We start from the raw sequence: 21,973 nt of genomic DNA, 5'->3' as shown, positions 1-21,973 counted from the left end.
CCCCTAGTTTTTCCTAACCTGAAGCCTAGTATGTAATCACCTCAGTCCTGATTGTAAGAATAAAAAAATGGATCCCGGCATCATGGCCGAGATCCATTTTATTTATTTCTTCATCGCCCCTTTAAATAGACAGCAAGCTCATATCTATGGGTATAGGCAAGCAGTAGAAAATTCCCTAACCAAACCCAAAGGATCGCACTCGAATAATCCCTCATATACAAATAGATCCCTACCAGCAGAAATCCGATAACAACCTGTAAGCCGTCTGCCTCTGTCGATGTAGACTTTCCTCTGTTTATCACTTTGATTGCACACAGTAAAATGGCCAATAACACGGCAAAAGCAAGAGAAACTTCAAAGCTTGATAATGCACTCCATACGCCGAAGGTCACAGCAATTGCTTTGCCTCCTTTCCCCTTAAGGAATGGAGAAAAGGCATGCCCGATAATCGGAGCCAGTGCGATAGAAATCATGGAGTACCCTTGAATCTTTTCATTCCCCAATACAAAAAGAAGGATAAGGTATCCTTTTAAAAAGTCGAGAATAATACCAACAACACCAAGCTTATAACCAGCTGCCTTCCACAGATTTAGAGCCCCCGGATTCCCGTCACCAACCGTCTTCAAGTTTTTTTGGGCGATAAGGCCAAGCCAGTATGAATACATGAAGGATCCAGATAGAAAGGCACAAACCGTCCAAACAATGGTCATTGCCCCCTCCTGCTTCCTACCTTGACGTGCCGTCCTTTCCATGACACATGCCCAAGGAATACGACCTGATAGACGGAATACAGCATGACGAAGATGAAAAATAATGTTGAGAGAACATGCAAAACAGGCATAATGATTCCAAACCTACCAACATGTTTAATCAAATAAAACAATTGAATCATGTATAAGAGATACCCAATGAAAAGGGGTAGCGCCCATGAAGTGTTGATAAATAGGAAGAAAGTTTCTGAAGCAATCAGCCCGACAACCCAAATGGCAACAAGGAGGATCGTGCCCGGACTTAACTTAGACGTGCTTAGGACTGCTCCTTTACCGAACCCTTGAACCTCGCTTTGGATCCCTTGTGGATACATACGAAAAGAAACCAGGCCTTGCCCGATAAAATTCGTCACTTGAATCCCGGCATTCCTATAGGTGGCCCCAAGGTTCAAATCATCCAACATCTCCGACTTGATGCTTTCATGTCCCTTGATTTTCTCATAATCTTCCCTAGTCGTTAAGATGCAGGAGCCATACAGACCTTTTTTCGGATTTTTCTTTTCAAAAGGAGATGTAAAAGCGAATACACCAAGCACATTAAAGATCAGCGCCAGTCTTTCAACAAACTTCTGCGTATAATGGAAGGGAACGATAGAAACGACGCCTCCCGCTTTATTTCTCGCCTTAACTAATGCCTCCAGCGCACGCGGAGCTAAGCGAAGATCCGCATCAAGAAAGGCAATTAAATCACCCGAAGCTTGTAAATATCCGTTCCATACGGCCCAGTTTTTACCCGTCCAACCCTGTGGAAGGCTCGTGCTGCTAATCACAGTAACCCCGTAACTTTCAGCTATTTCCTTCGTATCGTCCTCCGAAAAATCATCAACAACGATAATTTCAAAGGGTTCCAGGGTTTGTACCTTGAGTGCATGAAGAAGATGAGGCAAATTGCATGCTTCATTCCTGGCAGGGATTATGATAGACAGCTTCACATTTTCCGGACCTTTTTCCTGACTGACAGTAATCACATTTTTTCTAAATAACAAGAAACCACATAGACATCCGATGACAACTAATACATATATCGCCACCCTCGAACCCCCTCCTTCAATTCCCTCATAACGGATGGATGAAAGTGCTGCCCTTACAATATGGAGAACAGGTTGTAGTGATATATATGAACTTTGGGGTGATTTTAAGCCATCTACTGCTGCTCAACAAGCGAACATTTCCGCAATTGTGTTATAATGTTCAATATCAAATTACTGGAGGCACAATGGCATATGAAAATATATGTTATCCTCTCCTTCGATGGTGAAGGAATGGAAAATGTTTATGTAGGCGCAGATGAGGAGAAAGCACTTTCTCTGAAGCCGACTGACTTTGAAAACTGCGAGGCCCTTTTCGTAGAGATTTGGGAAGACGGCGAGAAAACCGATGATTACCGCTTAGAATAACTAGTGATACATACTTCCAAAACGAAATAATAGAAAGGCGGATATAACATGGTCCATGCGTTTACCATCCAGCCCACTTCGTATAATACTTTCGAAGACGAGACCGAGCAGCTCGAACAGTGTAAAGAATGGGGCTTGCTTTCAGAGAAAGCAGCGAAAACAAAGGCATTCTTCTACAAGGGGAATGGTATGAATCTGCCCTGCGGCATTGTTGGTTTTGTGGATAAAATGACGGCTGTCATTGAATTCGACAACAAGCAGCTGCACTGCATTCACCCCTCCTACCTGAAGGAAATGCAAGCTGCCAATTACAGCCAGAGAGGTGCAGGAACCGCTGACTCCACTGAGGCGGAAGCCCTGGAGCTTGAGACTTTGCAAGTAGATGCTCCAGCTAACGTAGAAGCTAATGTGGAAGCTAACGTAGACGCTAGTACTGAAGAGCTTGAAGTTAAAAAGGTCCCTAAAGAGCCAAAAAAAGAGAAGGCCAAAAAGGAAAAAGCTCCTAAGCTTCAACTTCCCGAAGAAAAGGTGAAAATGATCGCTACAGTAAAGGAATTTACAACTGTACCGAACAACTTCTCTGATACTGAAGATGAAGTCATTATCTACGAAGCTGTTTCCATGATAGAACCCGAAATGGAGATCGGTGAAGCCTGGTCCAGCCACAGTGCCACGCTTAAGAAATTGGAGCTAGAAATCGGGGACAAGCTCTCGTTCGAATGCAAAATTGTAGCGAAGAAGCTCTCGAAACATCCAGTACCTTACAAAATTAATAATCCTGCTAAATTACAAAAGGTAACATCCTAACCTGATATCTTGAAAACTTGTAAAGTTGTACTTTGTACAACTTTATTGAGTCTATGTAGCGTTATCCTCGCCAATGTTGTATTTAATACAATAGTTCCAACCAAAATTGGCCATTTCGAATGAAAAAAGGCTACTTTGTTGTAAGAAATACAACATCTCCAGCATGGCGAGCAGAAATCCGAGAAATTGTTGCTCGCTGTACAACATTTACCGTTAGCGCCTCCAAGGAGAGTATGTCATTACATACTCTCCTTTTGGCTGTCTCCTGGCAGTCATTTTTACTTTTTGCCTTTGGGAACATGTCGATTTACTATGCCTATTGAGCACTAATGTCGTTGATGGTATTTTAACGGCTCCTTTCGTTAAAGTTAAAGCCGATGTGATTAAGCTGTATGTGCCTGAATAAATGCTGCAGTTAGGATACATTTAAGAGAATTATACCGAATTCATTAAAGATTTTAAGATCTTTTCATAAAGATTACTGCATGTTACTTTAAAATATGAAAAAGAGGAGCAGCATCAAAGCATGCTCCTCCACTCTCGGCAGACTGTAATTGAAAAAAATCTCAGCAGGATTCACTAATACATGTTATAAGGTATCTTTATCCTTTTATACCACTAAAGGTAATTCCGTTAATAAACGTTTTCTGGAGAAAAAAGAACAATACAATAACTGGTAATGTCATCAAGGTGGATACGGCCATTAACAGGCCCCACTCGGAACCTTTTTGACTTTGGAATTGCTGCAATCCGAGTGAGACCGTATAGGAAGGCTCATTAGTTAAATAAAGCAGAGGACCAATGAAATCGGTCCAGCTTCCCATAAATTGAAACAGTGCCACAGCTAAAACGGCGGACTTGGCTAACGGAAACATGATCTGTAGATAAATACGAAACTCACTTGCGCCGTCTATGCGGGCCGCTTCGCGAAGGGTATCCGGCAGTCCAAGAAAAAACTGCCTTAATAAGAAAATGTAAAACGGTACTCCAAAAAATTGGGGAATAATGAGCGGGAGAGATGTTCCCACCCAACCCAATTTAGAAAACAAAAGGAAGAGGGGGATCATAGTCACTTGTCCGGGAATCATCATAACTGCGAGGGTGACGAAGAACAACACACCGCGACCGCGCCATTCCAACTTGGCAAAACTGTATGCAACCAAGGGACAGGATATGATCACACCGATCGTACTAATGATTGTAATCATCGCCGTATTTTTCAAATATGTCCAGAAAGGGATATACTCTACCGCACGGGAATAGTTACTCCACTGAAAAGGATGTGGGATCCACTCAGGGGGAAATGTAAAGATTTGTGTGAGCGGTTTTAGAGAAGTTGAGACCAGCCAAATAAACGGAATAATGAAAAAGAATGAAGCAATAATTAGGCATAAATGAGCTAAAGCTCGGTTAATTTTTTTTACAGCTAGAGGATTCATTCCTATATGGCCTCCTTTATTTCCCTTGATAATGAACCCATCGTTTAGACGAAATGAAAATCAATGCAGTTAATGCCATAACGATAACAAACAAAATCCATGCCATGGCGGAAGCATAGCCCATTTTGAAATATCTGAATCCGTTCTCGTATAAATACATGACGTAAAATGTCATGGAATTTGCAGGGGTACCTTGTCCTTTGGTCATTGTGTAAGGAAGCGTGAACTGTTGGAACGCACCGATCGTTCCCATAACCAGATTATAGAAAATAACAGGAGTTAGCAAAGGCAGCGTTACTGTTTTCGTTTTCTGAAACCAATTGGCCCCATCGATTTCCGCTGCTTCGTAGTATTCATCGGGGATGTCTCCTAATCCAGCAAGATAGATGACGACAGCATGACCAATACCCCAAAGCGACATAAGGATGAGCGAGGGCTTGGACCAAGCTTCACCACCCAGCCAAGGGGGGCCATCGATACCGATGCTTGCTAACATCCCATTCACCAAACCGAAGTTTGGATGTAACAACCACATCCACAGAACAGCCAAAGCCACCTGTGGCACAAGAGTCGGTAAGAAGAAGATCGTTCTGTATATAGCCATACCTTTGACCTTCAAATTTAACATCATGGCGAGTGCCACACCGAAAAATATACTTATAGGAACAAAAAATACAGCAAAATAGATTGTGTTGTATATGGATTTCCAAAACAAAGGATCATTAAAAAGATCCTTATAATTATTCAGACCGACAAATTCTCCAGGCTGCAGGATGCTGTAAGTGGTGAAGCTAAAGTAAATTGATGCGAACATTGGAATTGCATAAAAGCAAATGAGCCCTAAAGCCCAAGGTGAAGCAAAGAGCCACCCAATCACGTTAGTTCGGCGAAATGATCTTTGTTTTCTTGCTACTGGAGAAGCTTTTAAATGAACCGATTCGGCTAGTTTCGCCATGTACATTCTCCTTCCGAATATTATAGGCCAATAGGCAAGGAGCGAGAGCTCTCCCTGCCTACTTAGCATCTTATTTATTATATTTTTCCAGCGCTTTGTTTACGGTTTCTGTTACTTTATCCAGATTTTCTTTCGGAGTGCCATTACTACGAGTGGCCTTTTCCGTTGCAGAAGCTAATTCATTCCATAACAGCTGTCCTTCAGGAATGACCGGACGGTTGTGTGATTTAGGAAGAATATTGACGAATTCTTTCATAATTGGATCGTCCTTGTACCCGAACTTGGCGTTAACCGAATCAATAACCGACATGCCAGACTGGGCATTCAGCAAATATTGCCCCTCTTCTTTACCCAAGAATTCAAGGAACTTCCAAGCGGGTTCAATGTTCTTGGAACCTTTAGGGATAATAAGGGACATGCCGCCCGACCACGTCGTAAAGTTTGATCCAGTAGGTGTCGGTATCGGTGTAACACCGTAATTCAGGTTCGGCTTAAATTTTTTGATACCAGCTACCGTCCAGTTTCCACTTATCTTCATACTGATTTGACCGGAAATGAATGGATCCATTTCATCCGTACCGGCTGCGCTTGTGAATCCTGCAATGTCCTCGACATTGTATTTTTTACCAAAATCGGTCATCCACTGAAGCGCATCTACGACTTTAGGATCATTCGCAGTGATTTTGCCAGTTGATTTATCTTGGAAGTCTCCCCCAAATGACCATCCCCAGCTGTATAGCCAGCCTTGTGAATACCATGGAATAAAACCGATTCGTTTGAAACGTTTGCCATCCTTGATGGTCAACTTTTCAGAAGCCGCTTCGAGTTCGGCAAGCGATTTGGGAGGATTATTGGGGTCGAGCCCAACTTCTTTGAAATGATCCTTATTGTAAAACAGCAAACGTGAGTCCGTACCTAACGGAATGGCATATAACTTGCCTTTATAATTGGACTCATCCCATGCAAATGGATAATACGAGTTCTTATTTATTCCAGCTCCAGCAGCCATCGTAGATAGGTCAGTCAATGAACCTTGCGCTGCCCAAGAGCCGACCTTAAATCGGTCGAAATAGGCAATATCTGGAGGGTTGCCACCTGCGACCGCAGTAAGCAGCTTCTGATCGGCGCCCTCATTGGATTCTGTATACACCAATTTGATTTTGACCGTGGGATTTTTCGCTTCAAATGCTTTCACGACTTTATTCATATTTTCCAAATCGATCGAGGTAAGACCGTGCCACATAGTGACAGTTACATTACCTTGTCCGCCTTTCTCGTTCGAGGCTGCGGTGCTTGATGGAGTTGTTGAATTAGTGCCTCCCGTAGTTGGAGTAGTCGATGAACACGCAGTTGCAAGTACTGAAATAGTGAGAAAAGATACCAGTGTTGGAAATGCGAGTTTTGTGGATTTTCTCATGCGTAAATCCCCCTTAAGATAGATTTTTTTATTTCAACTTGACTCCCATTAATGTATGCGTTTACATTCTTGTTGACTATGACATAGTGTGAATCATATTGTGGGAAAGACGCAGGTGATGCTCCTTGATTCGATCTTATGTATGCATCGAGCAAATCCACCTCATTTCAATAGAATAGTATGCTTCTATATACTAAGTATATTAATATCAAAAAACATACCATGTCAACTTCAATTTCACGACATGAGTGTAACAAATTTCCATATATCAGACTTTCACCGCTAAGATACTGTCCTTACTAGGCTGGCGTACCCAAACAAAACAAAACAAAAAAAACATGGTGTAACCCATGTTTTTCAATCGCTGTTCAGTCACCGTTACCGGCTATTTTTTCACGACCATTCGATGTTCGATAATTCTCTGTTCGGGGACGGCTTCTCCGATTAACTGCGAGACGAGCAAGTCCACCGCTCCTTCGCCCATCCGTTTCTCGTCTTGTTGAATGTGAGTAAATATCGGCTTCCCAAGATAATCGTTGAGTGAGTCAAAACAAACGATGTCATATTCATCCAACGATTTGCCCAACGAATCGATAACCTGAGCCAGCATGGTTGCGACCAGAAATTCCGAGGCGACAAATGCCTTGACTTCAGGATATTGTTCCAAAAAGCTCTTAATCGTCTTTTTGTCACTATCGATTGCGGTTCCGTTAAGGTTCATAGGGAGGGTACCCTTTAAATTCGTCAAACAATAGTCCTGATTTAGCTTCAATCCCTCTTGTGTAAAGGCCAAGGTATACCCCAATATCCTTTCCTCCAAAGTTGATGTGTTTTCCTCCGGGGGAGACAAATAGGCGATTTTATCGTGGCCTCTCCCGATCAGATGAAGCGTAAGATCCTGGGCGGCTTTCTTGTTGTCCGTGTAAACCGAGCAAACCGGAATTCCTTTCAAGTATCTGTCGACTAATACAATGGGAAACTTGTCCAATACGAGACGAAGCAGCTCAGCATTATAATGTTCGCCATGAATGGGAGTCACGATTAAGCCCTTGATGCCTAGACTGACAAGCAATTGGATAGCGCGTTCTTCTTCTTCCTTGCTCCCCCAAGTTCGCTTGATGATCAGATCATACTTGTGCTCAGCACTCTGTTTTTCTATCGATCGAAGCAGTTGCAGGCCGTATTCGTCGGAAAAATTCGGAATAATGAACCCGATCAAAGGTCTTTCTTTTTCAGCGGGTACCATACCCGTTCTTTCCTCCGAATGACGCTTTTGTTCTAATCCACCAGTAACACCACTCGCTACAAACGAACCTTTTCCCTGAATCCGTTTGATGACCCCTGCTTCGGCCAACTTCTCCAGCGCTTTTTTGGAAGTGATACGGCTGACACCAAACTGTTCGGCCAGTTCTTTCTCGGAAGATACGCGATCTCCTGCCTTCAATCTTCCCTCTTTAATCTCATGAATAATATGCCTATAAAGCTGTTCATATAAATGTTCTTCCATCTGAATCACCCTACCGCTGTATTGTTAATATACTAAGTATATCATTCCATAGATGATTAGCAATCCTACCATTGTTTAATTAAATTTTCTTTCAAAAGTTCCTTGCTCAAAAAATAAGGGGAACCTACGTTTAAACCATGGTTGCATTGGTAACTCTAATGCTTCGTTAATATCTACCCAAAGTAGTTCTCCAAAGAACAATAATCCCCTTTTTGTTATTCAATTTTCAAGACCAAAAATGCCCGCTGATGATTGGATCAACAGCTCACGGATTTGAACATAAATAAAAGGAACTAAAAAGAAATGATCGAATTACTTAGAATGGTTAGATTTAGGATTTTATCATACAATTCTGACCCTTTTATTCAGCATGCCGGTTATCGTATTTTTCCAAAAGTTCTTCATTAGAGATAACGGAAATGATCAGAAAGAATCAGCAGCTGCAATCAGAAGCGGAACGGCTGACGGCACTATTGGGTTGACCCGCTCCCCAAACAACGACGGTTTTATTAAGATTAGCGTGAAGGATCAAGGAATCGGTATGACAAAGGAGCAGATTGATAAACTGGGATCACCATTCTATTCACTTAAAGAAAGTGGAACTGGATTAGGTATGATGGTGAGCTTTCAGATCATTCGCAATCTTCAAAGGAAAGTACGAATCAACAGTGAGAAAGACGTAGGAACAGAGTTTTCAATTTATTTGCCTATGATCTAATGCTTCATCTTTCTTCTTGCTTCTAGCTCCATCTTCAAGGCATATTCAACAGATTCTGCAAGGATATCGAATTTCTCTGCAACGGTGTACGTCAGGATCTTTCCACAATGGACGCAGCGATGCATTTGAATATCTGTTACTTTCGAACAATTTGTGCATTTAATCATCTATGTCGTCCACCTTTGTAATTATCATACCTCCATTATACACATATACATCAAAAAGCCACCTATTTAACTACCCAAAATGAACACCACAGGTTTAAAATGAATTCATTTATCATAGATGTATATCCATACAAAATGTAAACTTCAGGCAGGTGAATTGTAGTGTCCTACATGGATATTCCCTATAGCTTAGGAGAAAAGTCAGCCGTTCCCCTTTGCAAGTTTATTTCCATTTGGAAAGTTCAAGCCAACGACACCTATCAAGTAACTAAAAGTGCGGGATTTGTTACACCCGGGCTTTTTATTACTTATGAAGGAAATGGTGTCATCTCCCTAGCCGATGACCGATTTGACTTGTACCCCGGCTCCTTTTTCCTCGTACAAGATGCCATTCCTTGTACATACAACTGCCAGAATAACAATTGGAAATTTTACTTTATTGACTTCAGCAGCTTGGACATGATGCACTTCCTCCATCTTCCTGTTGGAGAAATCTTATCTACGGCGAAGTTGGCCGAAGCCCTTCAATTAAGCGAAAAAATCATTGAAACCCTGATCGCACAACCCACTGGTTACGCTTATTCAGCCAACATCCTGCTGCAGGAAGTGCTGCTCCTTTTCGCAAGGGAACAGTCGTTTTTTGCTGCGCCTAACCATACCGAGATGGACAGAATCCTCTACTATATGCACAAAAACTTAAACAAACCTATGCAAATTGATGAGCTTGTGCAAAAGAGCGGTTTGTCACGCACCTACTTCTTCGCTCGTTTTCGTTCCATGACCGGACATTCTCCAACCAGCTATATGCTTAAACTAAAGTTAGAGTCGGCCAAAGTTTCGCTTGAAACGACTAACTTACCAGTCAAGGAAATAGCAGCAGCTCTGCATTTCTATGATGAGTTTCACTTCTCAAAGCTCTTTAAGAAGCACTATGGCATGCCGCCTAGCGTTTTTCGCCGACAATAAGCATTATGATCACTTCATTGATCGTGACCTCGCGGCTTTTTACCGCTCCATCTCTCATCAACCTTCTCATTGACCGATTGATATCTCGCATCTACGCTGATCCGATATTGGTTCGTTGTGTTTTCTAGCGAACAATGAAGCAAATACATGCCGAAGATGAGAACATCTCCTGCTTCAAACGTTGTTGTAGCCCATTTCCCGCTGAATTTTTCCGTAATAACCAGCGGATCATCGGTATAATGTCCAATACCGTCACGATCTGAATCCTTCGTCCCGTAAGACTGTTTCAAGTCTTCGAAACGATGAGATCCAAGGCAAATTGCAAGTCCGCCCATTTCATAAGATACATCCCCTAGTGGCGACCAAACCGTATAGACTTTCTCTGTACCTCTTCCCATATAAACAATATCATAATGGGCTCCAGTAAAATCACCCTTGCCTACCGCCCGGAGCCATTTGTAATGATACGTAAGCGAGGGTTCCCCAAGGAGTTCATCAAAAAAGTGCATGATATGATCCCCGTTTAAAACATTAAGCAAAGCCGGCAGGTCCTCATTCGCCCCCCCCATGAAGATGCTCTTGCTGCCATCGGCCATTCTGCCTTCTTCCAACAGGGTATCGCGATCAAGCTTCCCCATCTTTTCCATTTTTTCTAAAATACTCGTGCGTGCATGAAGAACCTTCGTTCGGTCATGGAATCCGCGGATGAGTAGATATCCGTCTTCCTCCATCCGCTCGCGCAGCGACACCACATCATGAACAATCTCGTTTGAGCTCCTCAGCTCCGTCAAATAAGGACCACCCAGCTCCAACTCGCGACTTCCTACCTTCACCAACAATTCACATACACTCCTCTGCGTAATGACTTATGACTTAAGTGTAGGTGAAATCAATTCGTTGAGCCATGGATGATCGCATTTTAGGCATGTATAATCGTACAAATATTGTATTCTTTACTGATGTGGGTAACAGATTACAATCATTTATTCATAACGTTAATAAAGTTGTAATACTTTGTTCAAACCGTATTCACATATTATGTGAAAAAAATCACATACATTGGAGTAAGATAGAAATATATAGCAAATCAAATGGAAAACAGAAGGTGATACCACTTGAACCAATCTCGAAAACATGAAAAACGATTGATGTACCTGATGTTCATTGTTGCTTTTGTCATGTTACTCTCTTTTATCCGCAAGTTTTTTTGAACCTATGAAAGCTACAAAGGAGATGTGTCCCTATGCCTACCTACGATTCTGTATTTTATAGCCGCCTACTCACTGAGACCACACTGGCATTTCATATCATTTTCGCTACCATCGGTGTTGGCGTTCCGGTCATGATCATGTTGGCTGAGTTAGCCAGCATTAAACGTAAAGATCCCTATTATGCATTGCTGGCACGAAGATGGGCTCGGGGATTCATTATCACCGTTGCTATTGGGGTGGTTACTGGTACTGCTATCGGGCTTCAACTCAGCTTGTTGTGGCCAAAATTCATGGAGATTGCTGGGCAAGCTATTGCGCTTCCGTTATTTCTAGAAACTTTTGCCTTTTTCATCGAGGCTATCTTCTTAGGCATTTATTTATATACATGGGAACGATTAAAACCTAAACATCATCTGTTACTACTCGTGCCTGTTGTCATCGGGTCCTCTGCTTCAGCATTTTTTATTACGACTGTAAATGCATTCATGAATACGCCGCAAGGCTTTACTCTAAAAGATGGCTTGATTACAAATGTCCAGCCGATTCTAGCTATGTTTAATCCATCAATGCCAACTAAAGTGGCACATGTACTTTCCTCAGCCTATATGACCAGCGCATTCATCTTGGCTGCTATAGCGGCCTACTCCCTTCTAAGGAAAAAAGGGGACACTTTATATGCCAAGAAAGCTTTAAAGCTGACTGTTACTGCTGGGCTCGTTTTCGCCATAACCACGGCAATGATCGGTGATCTATCAGCAAAATTCCTAGCTCATACTCAGCCCGAAAAACTTGCCGCAGCCGAGTGGCATTTCGAAACATCAACGAATGCCCCGCTCGTTCTTGGTGGTATTTTGACTGAAAATAATGAGGTTAAATATGCGTTGAAAATTCCGTATGCATTAAGTATTTTGGCAGGCGGAACTCCCGAAACCGAAGTAAAAGGACTGAATGATATTCCGAAAGATCTCCGTCCTCCATTGTACGTGCATTATTTCTTTGACGCCATGGTTGCTATAGGGATGTTTGTGATTGTCGTTGGCATTTGTCATATGTGGTACGCACGCAAAAAATCCCGTAAACCTTATCCGAGATGGCTTCTAGCGATTATTGTTGGGTGTGGTCCTCTTTCCATGCTAGGCATCCAATGTGGATGGTTTTACGCGGAGGTTGGCCGCCAACCATGGATTCTACGCGGATATATGAAGGTAGCAGACGCCGCTACAACTTCACAAGACGTGGATACGATGTTACTGCTGTTCTGTTTACTTTATATCGTTTTAGCAATGACCGCAGTAAAAGTATTATCCAAACTTTTCAGAAAAAACGATGTTGCAGATGAACTGATTGCACTTGGTATTTTCGGGGGGAGGACCAAAGAATGAGTCTAGAACTTGTTGGCATAACTGTTTTGTGGATCTTTTTATACGGATATTTAATTGTAGCGTCCATAGACTTTGGTGCGGGTTTCTTCAGTTATTATTCAGTTATTACGATGAAACAGCATATCATTCATAAGATCATTGAAAGATATTTATCTCCTGTCTGGGAAGTTACCAATGTATTCTTAGTTTTCTTCTACATCGGTATGATTGGATTCTTCCCAGAAACAGCACGTTATTATGGGACCGCGTTACTTGTACCAGGCAGTGTGGCGATCATATTGCTAGCCATAAGAGGAGCCTACTACGCTTTCAGCAACTATGGTTCCAAGGATAACAAATGGTACATGCTGCTCTATGGAGCAACTGGCTTGCTCATCCCTGCAACCCTTTCTACGGTGCTTACCATTTCTGAAGGGGGAATCATCGTTGAACAGAACGGCATGATTTTGCTAGATTGGAGTAAGTTACTTAGGAGTCCTTATACGTGGTCGGTCATCTTGCTGTCGCTAGTGAGCGTCCTTTATATCTCGTCCATGTTCCTTTCCTACTATGCCTATAGAGCAAAAGACTTTCCCGCTTTTAGAATTTTACGAGGCTATGCTCTTTTCTGGAGCGGACCCACTATTCTTGCAAGTCTGCTTGTCTTTTTCGCCATAAACCAGCAAAACCCAGAACATTTCCGCAACATGCTTAACCTTGGATGGATGTTCGGAGCATCATTTCTCTGCTTTTTAGTTGCCGTCTACTTCCTATGGAAACAAATCAAGCTAGGTCTAGCGTTCATATTGGTGCTTTTGCAATTTGCTTTTGCTTTCTTTGGTTATGGTAAAGCCCATTTACCGTATATTTTATTTCCATACATCTCCATTCACGAAAATTTTACGAATCAAGCAATGGGAACTGCGCTAGTCATCGCCTTTATTGCAGGGCTTGTTATTCTAATCCCATCTCTGTTTCTGCTTATGCGTCTATTTCTTTTTGATGCTGATTATGTACAAGGTAAATTTAAAAAGAAGGGTGATTAAACCTATGGAAAACTTATTAATCCAATATGCTCCACCGATATTTGTTCTATTTTCACTTGTTTTTATGATTCTGTGGGTACCAAGAGCAGCCGAAGTGACTGAATGATTAGTAAGGCAAAGAAGTCGACTATAAGCTAGTCGACTTTTTTACTTATGATTCATGTTCGATATCATTTTCCATCTCGTCTTTGAGATTTTTCAGCAGTTTCTCTGGTTTACTTCCGAAATACTTCGTGTAGAGAGCTTCATAAGTCCCATCTTTGGAGACTGCTTCAATAGCCTTATTGATCCTTCCCATGTACATGTTCCGCTTTTTAGCAACGATAGCGTAGCTATCTTTGTTGAAAGCTTCTCCTACCTTTTTAGCTTTTCCTTCTGTTGAGTTTTGCAAATAATCTTGAATACTGTGCTCTTCAAAAACAACGGCATCAACCGTTTTATTTTTCAAATCATCGTAAGCATCCGAGATATTCGCATAGCTCCTTATTTTGATCCCTTTAATTTCACTCGCAAAATGATAAGCAGTCGATCCGTTCCTTGTTGCCACTACTTTCTGGGCCAAGTCATCTTTGCCTTTAATCACCTCATTATCTGATGCGGTGAGTATCGCTTCTCCCGATTGAAAATAAGGACTTGAATAGTCTAAATTGTTCTTGCGGGCATTCTTGATGGTCATTCCGGCGATTGCCAGATCCACATCGCCAGATTTTACACTTTTGTTCAATTCACCGTATTCCATGGCTACCCATTCATATTCTATTTTCGCCTTCTTAGCAATGGCCTGCCATAATTCCACTTCGAAGCCTTTCTTCTCTTCTCCTTCTGTATACGAGAAGGGCCGCGAGTTTTTCTCGATGCCGACTTTGATCGATTCATTCTTCGCGCATCCTGTGGAAGCAAGTAGTTCCAATAGTACGACCAACAGAGTGATCCCCTGTTTGCTTCGAACTCGTATTTTCATTGCTATAATGCCCTCCTTATCAGCATGTGTTATGCACTTTCTCTGAAATAAATTCGATATACGCCAAGGTACCTTCAATTTCATTGGAGAAAATCCAATAGAATACTTACTCTAGGGGTATTTACAGAATTTCACTTCCATTGCATAGGTCATGCTATCAGATTATCAGGTAAACAAAGGTATTATTTGTAAATCATTAAACAGTTATGCAGACTCGACAGCATATATTGTGCAAGTTTTCATTCAGAAGGATAAATAAGATGAAAAAGACCAATCCGCAAAATTATGGATTGGTCTTCTATTCATTCTACTTTCCGCTTCTCTTTGGTATCTTCTTCTAACAATCCTTTCGTTCCTTGTCTAAACTCCTTAATCGTTGTGCCGAATGCGCGGCCTAACTGCGGAAGCTTCGAAGGACCGAATAAAAGTAACGCAACTGCAAAGATGATGACAATCCCTGATACGCCAATGCCTGATAGCATGCTGTTCACCTACCCCATATATGGTTTCTGAATTAAAATTTTACCATGAGAGCTGTCACATACATAATAAGAATTCCTGCGGTTAGCCCTCCAAAATTCAGCCAAGAAACAGGAGAAAGATTTCTTTTCTCGGACTCTTTAAGAATCATTTTGGAAATGACATAGATGACTTGCAGTATAGCGCCTGCACCTATACCGAAGAATAACGCGGCTAATGTATCATTAAAAATAAATCCGCCTACCCAAGTCCCAATAATGGCAGGTCCACCGGCGATTAACGCTAACGAGACAAAGGTCTTCCAGTTGGGACGATCTTTGAGTAATGGTGCTGCGATCCCAACGCCCTCTGTGATATTGTGCAGGGTAAAACCGATAATCAAGAAAGTTCCCAAGGCTGCTTCTCCGACAGCAAAAGCGGATCCAATGGCAAGCCCTTCGCCAAAATTATGAAGTCCAATACCTGTAGCGATTTTGCCCGATACCCTTCTTCCCTCCAAAGAACTGCTGCTTAGCTTGCGATCATTCGACTGATCCACCGCTATTAAGAAGAGACAACTGAGCAGTGCGCCAAACCAAACCAAGCCTGTACCTTGAAATACACCTGGTGCTTCAGAAGCCATTTCAAACCCTTCTTCAAAGGTATCGATAACTAAGAAAAACAAAAGCCCTACCGTCAATGCAAGAATAGCATGCATGCCTTTAACTGAAAATCTACGTAAAAATGGATACCATAAGAGTCCTAACCCAACAGGAATAACCCCTACGTAGAAACCTATTAATGCATATTGCCAAAATAGTTTACCATTTGGTTCAGGTGTCGAAGCTGCGGCCGCAACTTCGCCAGTGAAAATCAATCCATTTGAGGTGATTAGTTTAACTTCATGTGGATCTCCTTGGACCCATGGGTAAGGGATTTTTACAGTTCCCTGTTCAAATCTTTGTAAGGTATCACTTGGAGAGAAATCCGCATTCCAAAAGGCTCCATCCACAACGACTTGTGCTATCGTTATTTCCTCCGGTCCTGAATTAAGCACCTTAAGCTGGATTCCTTCATCATTTAGCGTTATTTTCTCGACATTAAGAACTTCAATAGGAGCAGCCGGCTCATTTTCTATTCCTGTTCCCACTTTTGCAATGGTAGTGATAATCGCAATAAGTAAAATTAGGGGGAGAATTCCCCACAAGATAGCTTTAAATTTGTTTGTTGGAACCTTATTTTCGGTTTGAACATTGATATTCATCGTACGCTCTCCTCCTTTCTTATTCCGCTATGAAGAAGCCCATCCATCCGAGCTCAGCAAATTCACTTTGATGGGCATGAAACATGTATCGTCCAGGAGATGGGAATACAATTTCTAGAATGCCTCGTTCTCCCTGACATTGCATAATGGTATCTGTAAATTGGGGACGCGCTTCAGGATCCGCGCCGGTTGCATAATAGTTAAAAAAGTTCGCATGAAGGTGAAAAGAATTAATGAAATCAAATTCAGTAAGATTGCTTAAATAAATTCGTACTAGTTCCCCAACCTTAACCTTAATTGGTTCTTGTTGATAGGCGAATGCATATCCATTCACCGTATAGACTTCATTTTCCCCATCCAAATCAAGATCATAGCCGTTCATAAGCATATTGAATTCTTTGGCAGCAGCTCTTGGCTTCTTCGGATCAATAATGAAGTTACCGTAGAGTCCTTTATGAATATGTCTGGCGAGAGGAGCAACATGACAATGGTAGACATGCATACCGGCTGGCTTTGCTTCAAATTCATAAGTAAAGGTATCACCTGCATTAATTGCTTCCAGTCCGTCCATGTTGGTAGGATGCATACCATGAAAATGGATAGAATGAGGATGGCTCGAGGCATTCGTAAAATGAACTCGGAGGACATCTCCTTCTGTACAACGAATAGTGGGTCCTGGTATCGTGCCATTGAATGTCCAACCGGGAAACTTGATCCCTTTCGCGATCTCAACATTCGTTTCATAGGATGAAATTTCGTATTCCCGTAACGTTCTTCCATCAGGAAGCTTACTTACCTTTCCATAATCAAAAGCTGTGAGTGCTTTCTGAGCTGCTTTAAGGCCTTCTGTCACTTCCGTACTTGGAACATATCCATGTTTCATTCCTTCATGCAATTGATTTTTCATAGCATTATGAATGTCATGCTTATCCGCAGCTAATGATGATTTACCAAATAAGGATGATGGATTCAGTAAAGCACTGCCAATGACAGCAAAAGCCCCTGCAGTTCCCATTTTCAAAAGATTACGTCTTGATACCTTATCAATCGGTTTACGGAACATCGTCATGCCCTCCTATTTTATATTGCTTTTTTACAATACTTTTGTATTAGGGAAACTTTTTAGTTAAAAAAAATTTTGTTTATAATGGGACAAAGAGTTTACCAAGGGAAAAACCTTGACTTCACTATAAGCCCATATACATAGTTTGTAAACCTATTTTTTCCAAAGAAAAATACCGCCATTGCTATCCATCCAAAAGAAGGCTTGAGCGCATAAAAAGTCCCTGTTTTGTATGGTTACAAAACAGGGACTTTACCCACAAACTTACTTCTGAAAGGTTCTCGGCGAGCTCCCGAACTTTAGTTTGAAGGCTCGTTCGAAGTGAGTTAACGTATTAAATCCGGATGCATAGCAAATTTCTGTGACAGGTATATCCGATGCCATTAACAACGATTTAGCAAAGTTCAAACGCAGTCCCTGTAAATAAATCTGGAATGGGATTCCTGTCATTTTACGAAATGCATGACTGAAATAATTAGGTGCTAATGCCGCTTGTTTGGCTGCTTCCTCTAATCGTAGTGGATCTCGAAAATGGTGGTGAATATAGACAAGAGCTCTCTGAATCGAACGATGCTGAGCTTCTAAATCCTTTTCATTGATACGTGGGTGTTGCTGACTATAGGCTCGAAAAAGGTTAAGAAGGATCCGCTCTAACGCACCTTTCACCATCATTTGCTGACCTGGCATCCAATTATAGGCCTCACTGCTAATCAGGCGAAATTCGGACTCTATCATGTCAAAGTTAACATCGATATCAACCATATATTCGGCGAAGTGTTGAAACATCAGCTCTCTTATCTCTTCCCCAAGAAAATCTCCGGAGAAAACAAGGTTGTAAATATCCATGGGCTCATCGGGAAATGAATAGATTTCATGAAAATCTGCTGGTGTGAGTAGAAAGAGACTTCCCCTTATAAGTCGATGCTCAGTTCCATTAACGATGTTCACTCCTCGTCCACGGAGAACAAAGCAAAGCTCATAAAATTCATGCCAGTGCAAGGAGTGGTGCTCGTTATTGATGTGCTGAAAGTAAATTTGAAAAGAGGAGGAGGGATCAATAAATTGGTCATTCGTTAACCTAATCGGTTGTTTTTTCATATCTGCCCTCCGCCTCCATTGTGCCATTATTATAGCATATCGAGATGCACCTTAAATCGGCTATTACAGCTGTCTTTTATACGTTAGCATACGTATTCCCTGCTAGATCTTGACCGCGTGCCAACCAAACTTTAAAGTTTGGATTTTTCTCTGGATACACTTGCGTTTCGGTTGAGAAATAACGCATGGTATATCCACAACGACGGTTTTCACTTTTGTTTGGATCTGCACCGTGAATGATGCGCGAGTCATGCAGCGAGCATTGACCTCTCTGCAATTCGAAGTGAACAGCTGTTGATGTATCCATGTTTTTAATTTGCGTATTAAACAGGTTCTGGGACCCATCTACACTTTCATACTCAGAGAAACCGTTGGTATGTGTGCCTGGAATAACTTGCATACAGCCATTTTCCTTCGAACTATGGTCAATGGCGAGCCAAACCGTAATGATTTTATCAAATGAACTAACCCGACCATTCCAATAAGCCGAATCCTCATGCCATGGCGTTGCCCTGCCAATAAAGGGGTCTTTGCAAATAAAATGGCTGGACCATAGACCAATGTTCGGTCCGATAATAGGCTCCACGAGATCCAGAACTTCATCTGACAGGAGGAATTTGAGCAGCCGTTCTTCACGGAAATGAGGTGTGTCCAGCTCGTCAGACAGTTTACTTCCTTTTTGCTTTAGTTGATCTTCAAATATATCCGTCAACTCAGCTAACTTCTCTGCAGAATACAGCTGTTTTTCATAAAGTAAGTACCCATTCTTCTTATAAAATTCGACTTCCTCATTGGTTAATTTACTCAATGTAATCCCTCCAAGATGTATGTTCTTATCGACAAATTAACTATAACGCACATGTTGGATGACAGGCTTATCGTTTACTCAGAAAAAGTTAGCGTATCTTAAGGTAAAGCAAGAAAAAACGGCGTTACTAGTTGATCATAAGAAAAAAAGCCACTCTTGGAAGAGTGACTTTGTATACTGAATGATAAGTAACAAGATGATGATAACAATCAATTACCTGCGAGCTAACTTGGTCAATCGTCCATCCGAAATCCACTCGGCCACATAGACATCTCCACGCGAATCGACACAGATACCATGCGGAGAACTGAATTTGTTAGCGCGATAATAAGCCTTATCTAGATTAGGCCATCCCGCTTGAGATTTAGCTTGACGATCCTCACCCAAATGAGCAACTAATCTATCATGTTTATCGAATACCGTTACACGGCTGTATAAGTCCGGAAAATACATTTCATCTTTGTAGAAATAGAAGCTGCAGGGCATATCCATATCATGGTCAAAGGTGCGTTTGAATTGCCCATCGAGCGTAAACACTTGGATCCTATGATTGCCTCGATCCGCAACATAAAGTTCTGGTTCTCCGCGTCTCAAGTCAACGGATATACCATGTGGACAAGCGAATTGCCCCGTTTCTGAGCCCTTCCCTCCCCATGAACGAATATAGTCACCAAGTGCATTATATTGATGTACCCAGCTTTGACCATACCCATCTGAAATATAAATATCGCCATTTGGCGCCACAGCCACATCCGTAGGCACAAATTTGCGTTCATCATCATAAATCTCAGGCAGATCTGGCGTGCCGATCGTTAACAGATGTTCGCCGGTTAATGTTGTTTTAACCATAATCCCTTTGGCCGTGTCGGTCACATAAAGGAATTCGCCACCTGCTTCTTTGTGCAGATAAAAGCCGTGCGCGCCTCCTTCGAATTCTTCGCCCCAGGCATTCAAATATTGCCCATTACGGTCAAATACCACAACGGAAGGCTTTCCGGTATGGAACAAATAAAAGCGACCCGCTTCATCAACTTCAATTCCGTGTGTGTAACCTAATGTCACATTTTCGGGCACTTTTGCCCAGTTGGGAATAACTTCATAGTTATGTGACGTATTACCTGCTTGAAGGGCACTCAGAGATAGCGCTTCCAATTTATCCACATCCTTTTCTACTTATTTCCTTTTAATAATACCACTTAATTATTACTGTATACTAGTTCAAATGTTGAAAGCCAGTTACCTTCAGGAGTTGATACAACCATGTCAATCTGGGTAACCTATTGAGTGCCTTTTCGACAAAGGAGAGATTCAAACTTAGGATCAACGTTTACATAGTGGTAGGCACTAAAACAACAATCGATGGTGTTAATCCATAGATGAACACGTCAAAGGAGGAATTACACATGCCAAATAAAATTCATCTTGAAGCCGCAGCGCAGAAATTCGCAGAAGATACCGCAAAACCGCCCTTTCTCTTCGATCTAGGTCCGGTAAAAGGGCGCGAGACTGTTGACAAGGTGCAATCCGAGCCCGTCCATAAAGAAGCTGTCGACATGCAAGATCTTACAATCGCAGGTGGTCCGAGCGGTGAAGTATCCGTGAGAATTCTGCGACCAAAGAATTCACCCCCGACTCTCCCTGTTATCCTGTATATCCACGGTGCTGGGTGGGTTTTCGGAAATGCACATACGCATGATCGCTTGGTCCGCGAGCTTGCCGTTGGTGCTCAGGCAGCCGTCGTATTCCCCAACTATAGCCTTTCGCCTGAGGCCAAGTATCCAACAGCACTCGAGGAGATCTACGCTGTCCTCCAATGGATAGCCGACCATGCAAAAGAGTACGGCTTCGATGCTGAGCGTCTCACAATTGCAGGCGATAGCGTTGGCGGCAACATGGCCGCAGCCATTACGTTGGTCGCCAAGGAACGCAAGGGCCCGACCTTCCATAAGCAGCTGCTGTTCTACCCTGTAACCGATGCATCCTTCGACACGGATTCCTATGAGCAGTTCGCAACGGGATACTTCCTACGTCGTGATGCGATGCAGTGGTTCTGGGATCAATACACATCTGATCCCCGTGAACGAGCGGAGGTGACGGCATCTCCGCTGCGAGCTACACTCGAGCAGCTCAGCTGCCTCCCACCCGCGCTGATCATCACAGGCGAGGCCGACGTGCTGCGCGATGAAGGAGAAGCCTACGCGAACAAGCTTCGCGAAGCCGGCGTGCCCGTCACGTCCGTGCGCTTCCAAAGCATCATCCACGACTTCGTGATGCTGAATGCCTTGGCTGACACGGAAGCCGCGCGCGGTGCCATGATGCTTGCCAAAGCTTGGCTGCGAGAATCCTAACAGTTGCCTGCGGTGCAAGCAGGGTTAATACGAAGAAACAGAGGCACAATCCACCAGTGGATGTGTCTCTTGTTGGCTCAAGACAATCAATGATGTATTCTGTGTAACAATAAGGCAACTAATTTGCAATTTCCCTGCGATTGTTGCAGTAAATACAACATTTTCACTCAAAAGTAGCTCCAAATAGTGAAATGAGGCTAAATTGTTGTAC

23 protein-coding genes and 1 pseudogene are annotated in these 21,973 nt (G+C 42.4%); 8 read left to right on the top strand and 16 right to left on the bottom strand.

Features of this window, described 5'->3' with window-relative positions:
• Positions 1-110: 110 nt before the first annotated feature.
• Both QFZ78_RS35845 and QFZ78_RS35840 read right to left on the bottom strand, forming a co-directional pair.
• Complete coding sequence (locus QFZ78_RS35845) at positions 111-710, bottom strand: glycerol-3-phosphate acyltransferase (RefSeq protein ID WP_307554529.1); 600 nt, start codon at positions 708-710, stop codon at positions 111-113.
• Positions 707-1,801, bottom strand: coding sequence for a glycosyltransferase family 2 protein (locus QFZ78_RS35840; RefSeq protein ID WP_307554527.1), 1,095 nt, complete (start codon positions 1,799-1,801; stop codon positions 707-709). Before QFZ78_RS35840 ends, QFZ78_RS35845 begins: the two co-directional genes overlap by 4 nt.
• A 192-nt stretch (positions 1,802-1,993) precedes the next feature.
• On the opposite strand from QFZ78_RS35840, the gene QFZ78_RS35835 reads away from it, so the two are divergent.
• Positions 1,994-2,167, top strand: a complete 174-nt coding sequence (locus tag QFZ78_RS35835; RefSeq protein WP_164826796.1) for a hypothetical protein — start codon at positions 1,994-1,996, stop codon at positions 2,165-2,167.
• Between the two features lie 48 nt (positions 2,168-2,215).
• Positions 2,216-2,974 (top strand): hypothetical protein, encoded by a 759-nt coding sequence (locus QFZ78_RS35830; RefSeq protein ID WP_307554524.1) that lies wholly within the window; start codon positions 2,216-2,218, stop codon positions 2,972-2,974.
• A gap of 602 nt (positions 2,975-3,576) precedes the next feature.
• Here the strand turns inward: QFZ78_RS35830 and QFZ78_RS35825 are convergent.
• The 5 genes and pseudogenes from QFZ78_RS35825 to QFZ78_RS35805 all read right to left on the bottom strand — a co-directional run.
• Entirely contained in the window at positions 3,577-4,413 is an 837-nt protein-coding gene (locus QFZ78_RS35825) for a carbohydrate ABC transporter permease (protein ID WP_307554522.1), read from the bottom strand.
• Positions 4,414-4,429: 16 nt separating this feature from the next.
• Positions 4,430-5,368, bottom strand: a complete 939-nt coding sequence (locus tag QFZ78_RS35820) for a carbohydrate ABC transporter permease (protein ID WP_307554520.1) — start codon at positions 5,366-5,368, stop codon at positions 4,430-4,432.
• Positions 5,369-5,438: 70 nt separating this feature from the next.
• Positions 5,439-6,785 carry an ABC transporter substrate-binding protein gene (locus tag QFZ78_RS35815; protein WP_307554518.1) on the bottom strand — a complete coding sequence of 449 codons (1,347 nt, stop codon included), beginning with the start codon at positions 6,783-6,785 and terminating at the stop codon, positions 5,439-5,441.
• 385 nt (positions 6,786-7,170) lie between these two features.
• Positions 7,171-8,292, bottom strand: coding sequence for a GntR family transcriptional regulator (locus QFZ78_RS35810; RefSeq protein WP_307554516.1), 1,122 nt, complete (start codon positions 8,290-8,292; stop codon positions 7,171-7,173).
• Positions 8,293-8,367: 75 nt separating this feature from the next.
• A pseudogene (locus QFZ78_RS35805) lies at positions 8,368-8,484 on the bottom strand (DNA mismatch repair protein MutT); the annotation flags it as partial.
• 178 nt (positions 8,485-8,662) lie between these two features.
• Between QFZ78_RS35805 and QFZ78_RS35800 the strand changes: the two are divergent.
• Positions 8,663-9,010: an ATP-binding protein gene (locus QFZ78_RS35800; RefSeq protein WP_307554514.1), complete on the top strand. Its 348-nt coding sequence runs from the start codon at positions 8,663-8,665 to the stop codon at positions 9,008-9,010.
• Here the strand turns inward: QFZ78_RS35800 and QFZ78_RS35795 are convergent.
• Positions 9,007-9,177: a hypothetical protein gene (locus QFZ78_RS35795; RefSeq protein ID WP_307554512.1), complete on the bottom strand. Its 171-nt coding sequence runs from the start codon at positions 9,175-9,177 to the stop codon at positions 9,007-9,009. The genes QFZ78_RS35800 and QFZ78_RS35795 overlap by 4 nt on opposite strands.
• Positions 9,178-9,348: 171 nt before the next feature.
• Between QFZ78_RS35795 and QFZ78_RS35790 the strand changes: the two genes are divergently transcribed.
• Entirely contained in the window at positions 9,349-10,143 is a 795-nt protein-coding gene (locus QFZ78_RS35790) for a helix-turn-helix domain-containing protein (protein ID WP_307556076.1), read from the top strand.
• Between the two features lie 14 nt (positions 10,144-10,157).
• Here the strand turns inward: QFZ78_RS35790 and QFZ78_RS35785 are convergent, their stop codons facing one another.
• A complete protein-coding gene (locus QFZ78_RS35785) occupies positions 10,158-10,976 on the bottom strand; it encodes a phytanoyl-CoA dioxygenase family protein (RefSeq protein WP_307556074.1) in 819 nt (272 codons plus the stop codon).
• Between the two features lie 410 nt (positions 10,977-11,386).
• Between QFZ78_RS35785 and QFZ78_RS35780 the strand changes: the two genes are divergently transcribed.
• Genes QFZ78_RS35780 through QFZ78_RS38800 form a run of 3 tightly spaced genes read left to right on the top strand, consistent with a single transcriptional unit; the run spans position 11,387 to position 13,867 of the window.
• Positions 11,387-12,736: a cytochrome ubiquinol oxidase subunit I gene (locus QFZ78_RS35780; RefSeq protein ID WP_307554510.1), complete on the top strand. Its 1,350-nt coding sequence runs from the start codon at positions 11,387-11,389 to the stop codon at positions 12,734-12,736.
• Entirely contained in the window at positions 12,733-13,761 is a 1,029-nt protein-coding gene (locus tag QFZ78_RS35775) for a cytochrome d ubiquinol oxidase subunit II (protein WP_307554508.1), read from the top strand. Before QFZ78_RS35780 ends, QFZ78_RS35775 begins: the two co-directional genes overlap by 4 nt.
• Before the next feature lie 4 nt (positions 13,762-13,765).
• The gene (locus tag QFZ78_RS38800; RefSeq protein ID WP_483874727.1) at positions 13,766-13,867 is read left to right on the top strand and encodes a cytochrome bd oxidase small subunit CydS; all 102 of its coding nucleotides are present in this window, start codon (positions 13,766-13,768) and stop codon (positions 13,865-13,867) included.
• Between the two features lie 45 nt (positions 13,868-13,912).
• On the opposite strand, the gene QFZ78_RS35770 is transcribed toward QFZ78_RS38800, so the two are convergent.
• From QFZ78_RS35770 to QFZ78_RS35740, 7 genes are all read right to left on the bottom strand, one after another.
• On the bottom strand, positions 13,913-14,722 hold the full coding sequence (locus QFZ78_RS35770; protein WP_307554506.1) for a transporter substrate-binding domain-containing protein: 810 nt from the start codon (positions 14,720-14,722) through the stop codon (positions 13,913-13,915).
• Positions 14,723-15,024: 302 nt separating this feature from the next.
• Positions 15,025-15,204, bottom strand: a complete 180-nt coding sequence (locus tag QFZ78_RS35765; protein WP_307554504.1) for a twin-arginine translocase TatA/TatE family subunit — start codon at positions 15,202-15,204, stop codon at positions 15,025-15,027.
• A gap of 32 nt (positions 15,205-15,236) precedes the next feature.
• Positions 15,237-16,445 (bottom strand): ZIP family metal transporter, encoded by a 1,209-nt coding sequence (locus tag QFZ78_RS35760; protein WP_307554502.1) that lies wholly within the window; start codon positions 16,443-16,445, stop codon positions 15,237-15,239.
• A 19-nt stretch (positions 16,446-16,464) separates the two neighbouring features.
• Positions 16,465-17,328: a multicopper oxidase domain-containing protein gene (locus tag QFZ78_RS35755; RefSeq protein WP_483874844.1), complete on the bottom strand. Its 864-nt coding sequence runs from the start codon at positions 17,326-17,328 to the stop codon at positions 16,465-16,467.
• A gap of 444 nt (positions 17,329-17,772) precedes the next feature.
• Positions 17,773-18,606, bottom strand: coding sequence for an AraC family transcriptional regulator (locus QFZ78_RS35750; RefSeq protein WP_307554497.1), 834 nt, complete (start codon positions 18,604-18,606; stop codon positions 17,773-17,775).
• A 76-nt stretch (positions 18,607-18,682) separates the two neighbouring features.
• On the bottom strand, positions 18,683-19,414 hold the full coding sequence (locus QFZ78_RS35745; protein WP_307554496.1) for a phytanoyl-CoA dioxygenase family protein: 732 nt from the start codon (positions 19,412-19,414) through the stop codon (positions 18,683-18,685).
• A gap of 213 nt (positions 19,415-19,627) precedes the next feature.
• Positions 19,628-20,566 carry a 6-bladed beta-propeller gene (locus QFZ78_RS35740; protein WP_307554494.1) on the bottom strand — a complete coding sequence of 313 codons (939 nt, stop codon included), beginning with the start codon at positions 20,564-20,566 and terminating at the stop codon, positions 19,628-19,630.
• A gap of 251 nt (positions 20,567-20,817) precedes the next feature.
• Here QFZ78_RS35740 and QFZ78_RS35735 point away from each other — a divergent pair, with 251 nt between their 5' ends.
• Positions 20,818-21,762, top strand: a complete 945-nt coding sequence (locus tag QFZ78_RS35735; RefSeq protein WP_307554492.1) for an alpha/beta hydrolase — start codon at positions 20,818-20,820, stop codon at positions 21,760-21,762.
• The last annotated feature ends 211 nt before the right edge of the window (positions 21,763-21,973 follow it).

The organism is Paenibacillus sp. V4I5 (genome assembly GCF_030817255.1).
Classification (GTDB): domain Bacteria; phylum Bacillota; class Bacilli; order Paenibacillales; family NBRC-103111; genus Paenibacillus_E.
This window is presented reverse-complemented; position numbering and strand designations above follow the sequence as displayed.

What these genes read in the sequence shown, in the direction of transcription:
- QFZ78_RS35845 (WP_307554529.1), bottom strand. Translation starts at nt 710, where the DNA reads ATGACCATTGTTTGGACGGTTTGTGCCTTTCTATCTGGATCCTTCATG.
- QFZ78_RS35835 (WP_164826796.1), top strand. Translation starts at nt 1,994, where the DNA reads ATGAAAATATATGTTATCCTCTCCTTCGATGGTGAAGGAATGGAAAAT.
- QFZ78_RS35830 (WP_307554524.1), top strand. Translation starts at nt 2,216, where the DNA reads ATGGTCCATGCGTTTACCATCCAGCCCACTTCGTATAATACTTTCGAA.
- QFZ78_RS35825 (WP_307554522.1), bottom strand. Translation starts at nt 4,413, where the DNA reads ATGAATCCTCTAGCTGTAAAAAAAATTAACCGAGCTTTAGCTCATTTA.
- QFZ78_RS35820 (WP_307554520.1), bottom strand. Translation starts at nt 5,368, where the DNA reads ATGGCGAAACTAGCCGAATCGGTTCATTTAAAAGCTTCTCCAGTAGCA.
- QFZ78_RS35815 (WP_307554518.1), bottom strand. Translation starts at nt 6,785, where the DNA reads ATGAGAAAATCCACAAAACTCGCATTTCCAACACTGGTATCTTTTCTC.
- QFZ78_RS35810 (WP_307554516.1), bottom strand. Translation starts at nt 8,292, where the DNA reads ATGGAAGAACATTTATATGAACAGCTTTATAGGCATATTATTCATGAG.
- QFZ78_RS35800 (WP_307554514.1), top strand. Translation starts at nt 8,663, where the DNA reads ATGCCGGTTATCGTATTTTTCCAAAAGTTCTTCATTAGAGATAACGGA.
- QFZ78_RS35795 (WP_307554512.1), bottom strand. Translation starts at nt 9,177, where the DNA reads ATGATTAAATGCACAAATTGTTCGAAAGTAACAGATATTCAAATGCAT.
- QFZ78_RS35790 (WP_307556076.1), top strand. Translation starts at nt 9,349, where the DNA reads ATGGATATTCCCTATAGCTTAGGAGAAAAGTCAGCCGTTCCCCTTTGC.
- QFZ78_RS35780 (WP_307554510.1), top strand. Translation starts at nt 11,387, where the DNA reads ATGCCTACCTACGATTCTGTATTTTATAGCCGCCTACTCACTGAGACC.
- QFZ78_RS35775 (WP_307554508.1), top strand. Translation starts at nt 12,733, where the DNA reads ATGAGTCTAGAACTTGTTGGCATAACTGTTTTGTGGATCTTTTTATAC.
- QFZ78_RS38800 (WP_483874727.1), top strand. Translation starts at nt 13,766, where the DNA reads ATGGAAAACTTATTAATCCAATATGCTCCACCGATATTTGTTCTATTT.
- QFZ78_RS35770 (WP_307554506.1), bottom strand. Translation starts at nt 14,722, where the DNA reads ATGAAAATACGAGTTCGAAGCAAACAGGGGATCACTCTGTTGGTCGTA.
- QFZ78_RS35765 (WP_307554504.1), bottom strand. Translation starts at nt 15,204, where the DNA reads ATGCTATCAGGCATTGGCGTATCAGGGATTGTCATCATCTTTGCAGTT.
- QFZ78_RS35760 (WP_307554502.1), bottom strand. Translation starts at nt 16,445, where the DNA reads ATGAATATCAATGTTCAAACCGAAAATAAGGTTCCAACAAACAAATTT.
- QFZ78_RS35755 (WP_483874844.1), bottom strand. Translation starts at nt 17,328, where the DNA reads ATGAAACATGGATATGTTCCAAGTACGGAAGTGACAGAAGGCCTTAAA.
- QFZ78_RS35750 (WP_307554497.1), bottom strand. Translation starts at nt 18,606, where the DNA reads ATGAAAAAACAACCGATTAGGTTAACGAATGACCAATTTATTGATCCC.
- QFZ78_RS35735 (WP_307554492.1), top strand. Translation starts at nt 20,818, where the DNA reads ATGCCAAATAAAATTCATCTTGAAGCCGCAGCGCAGAAATTCGCAGAA.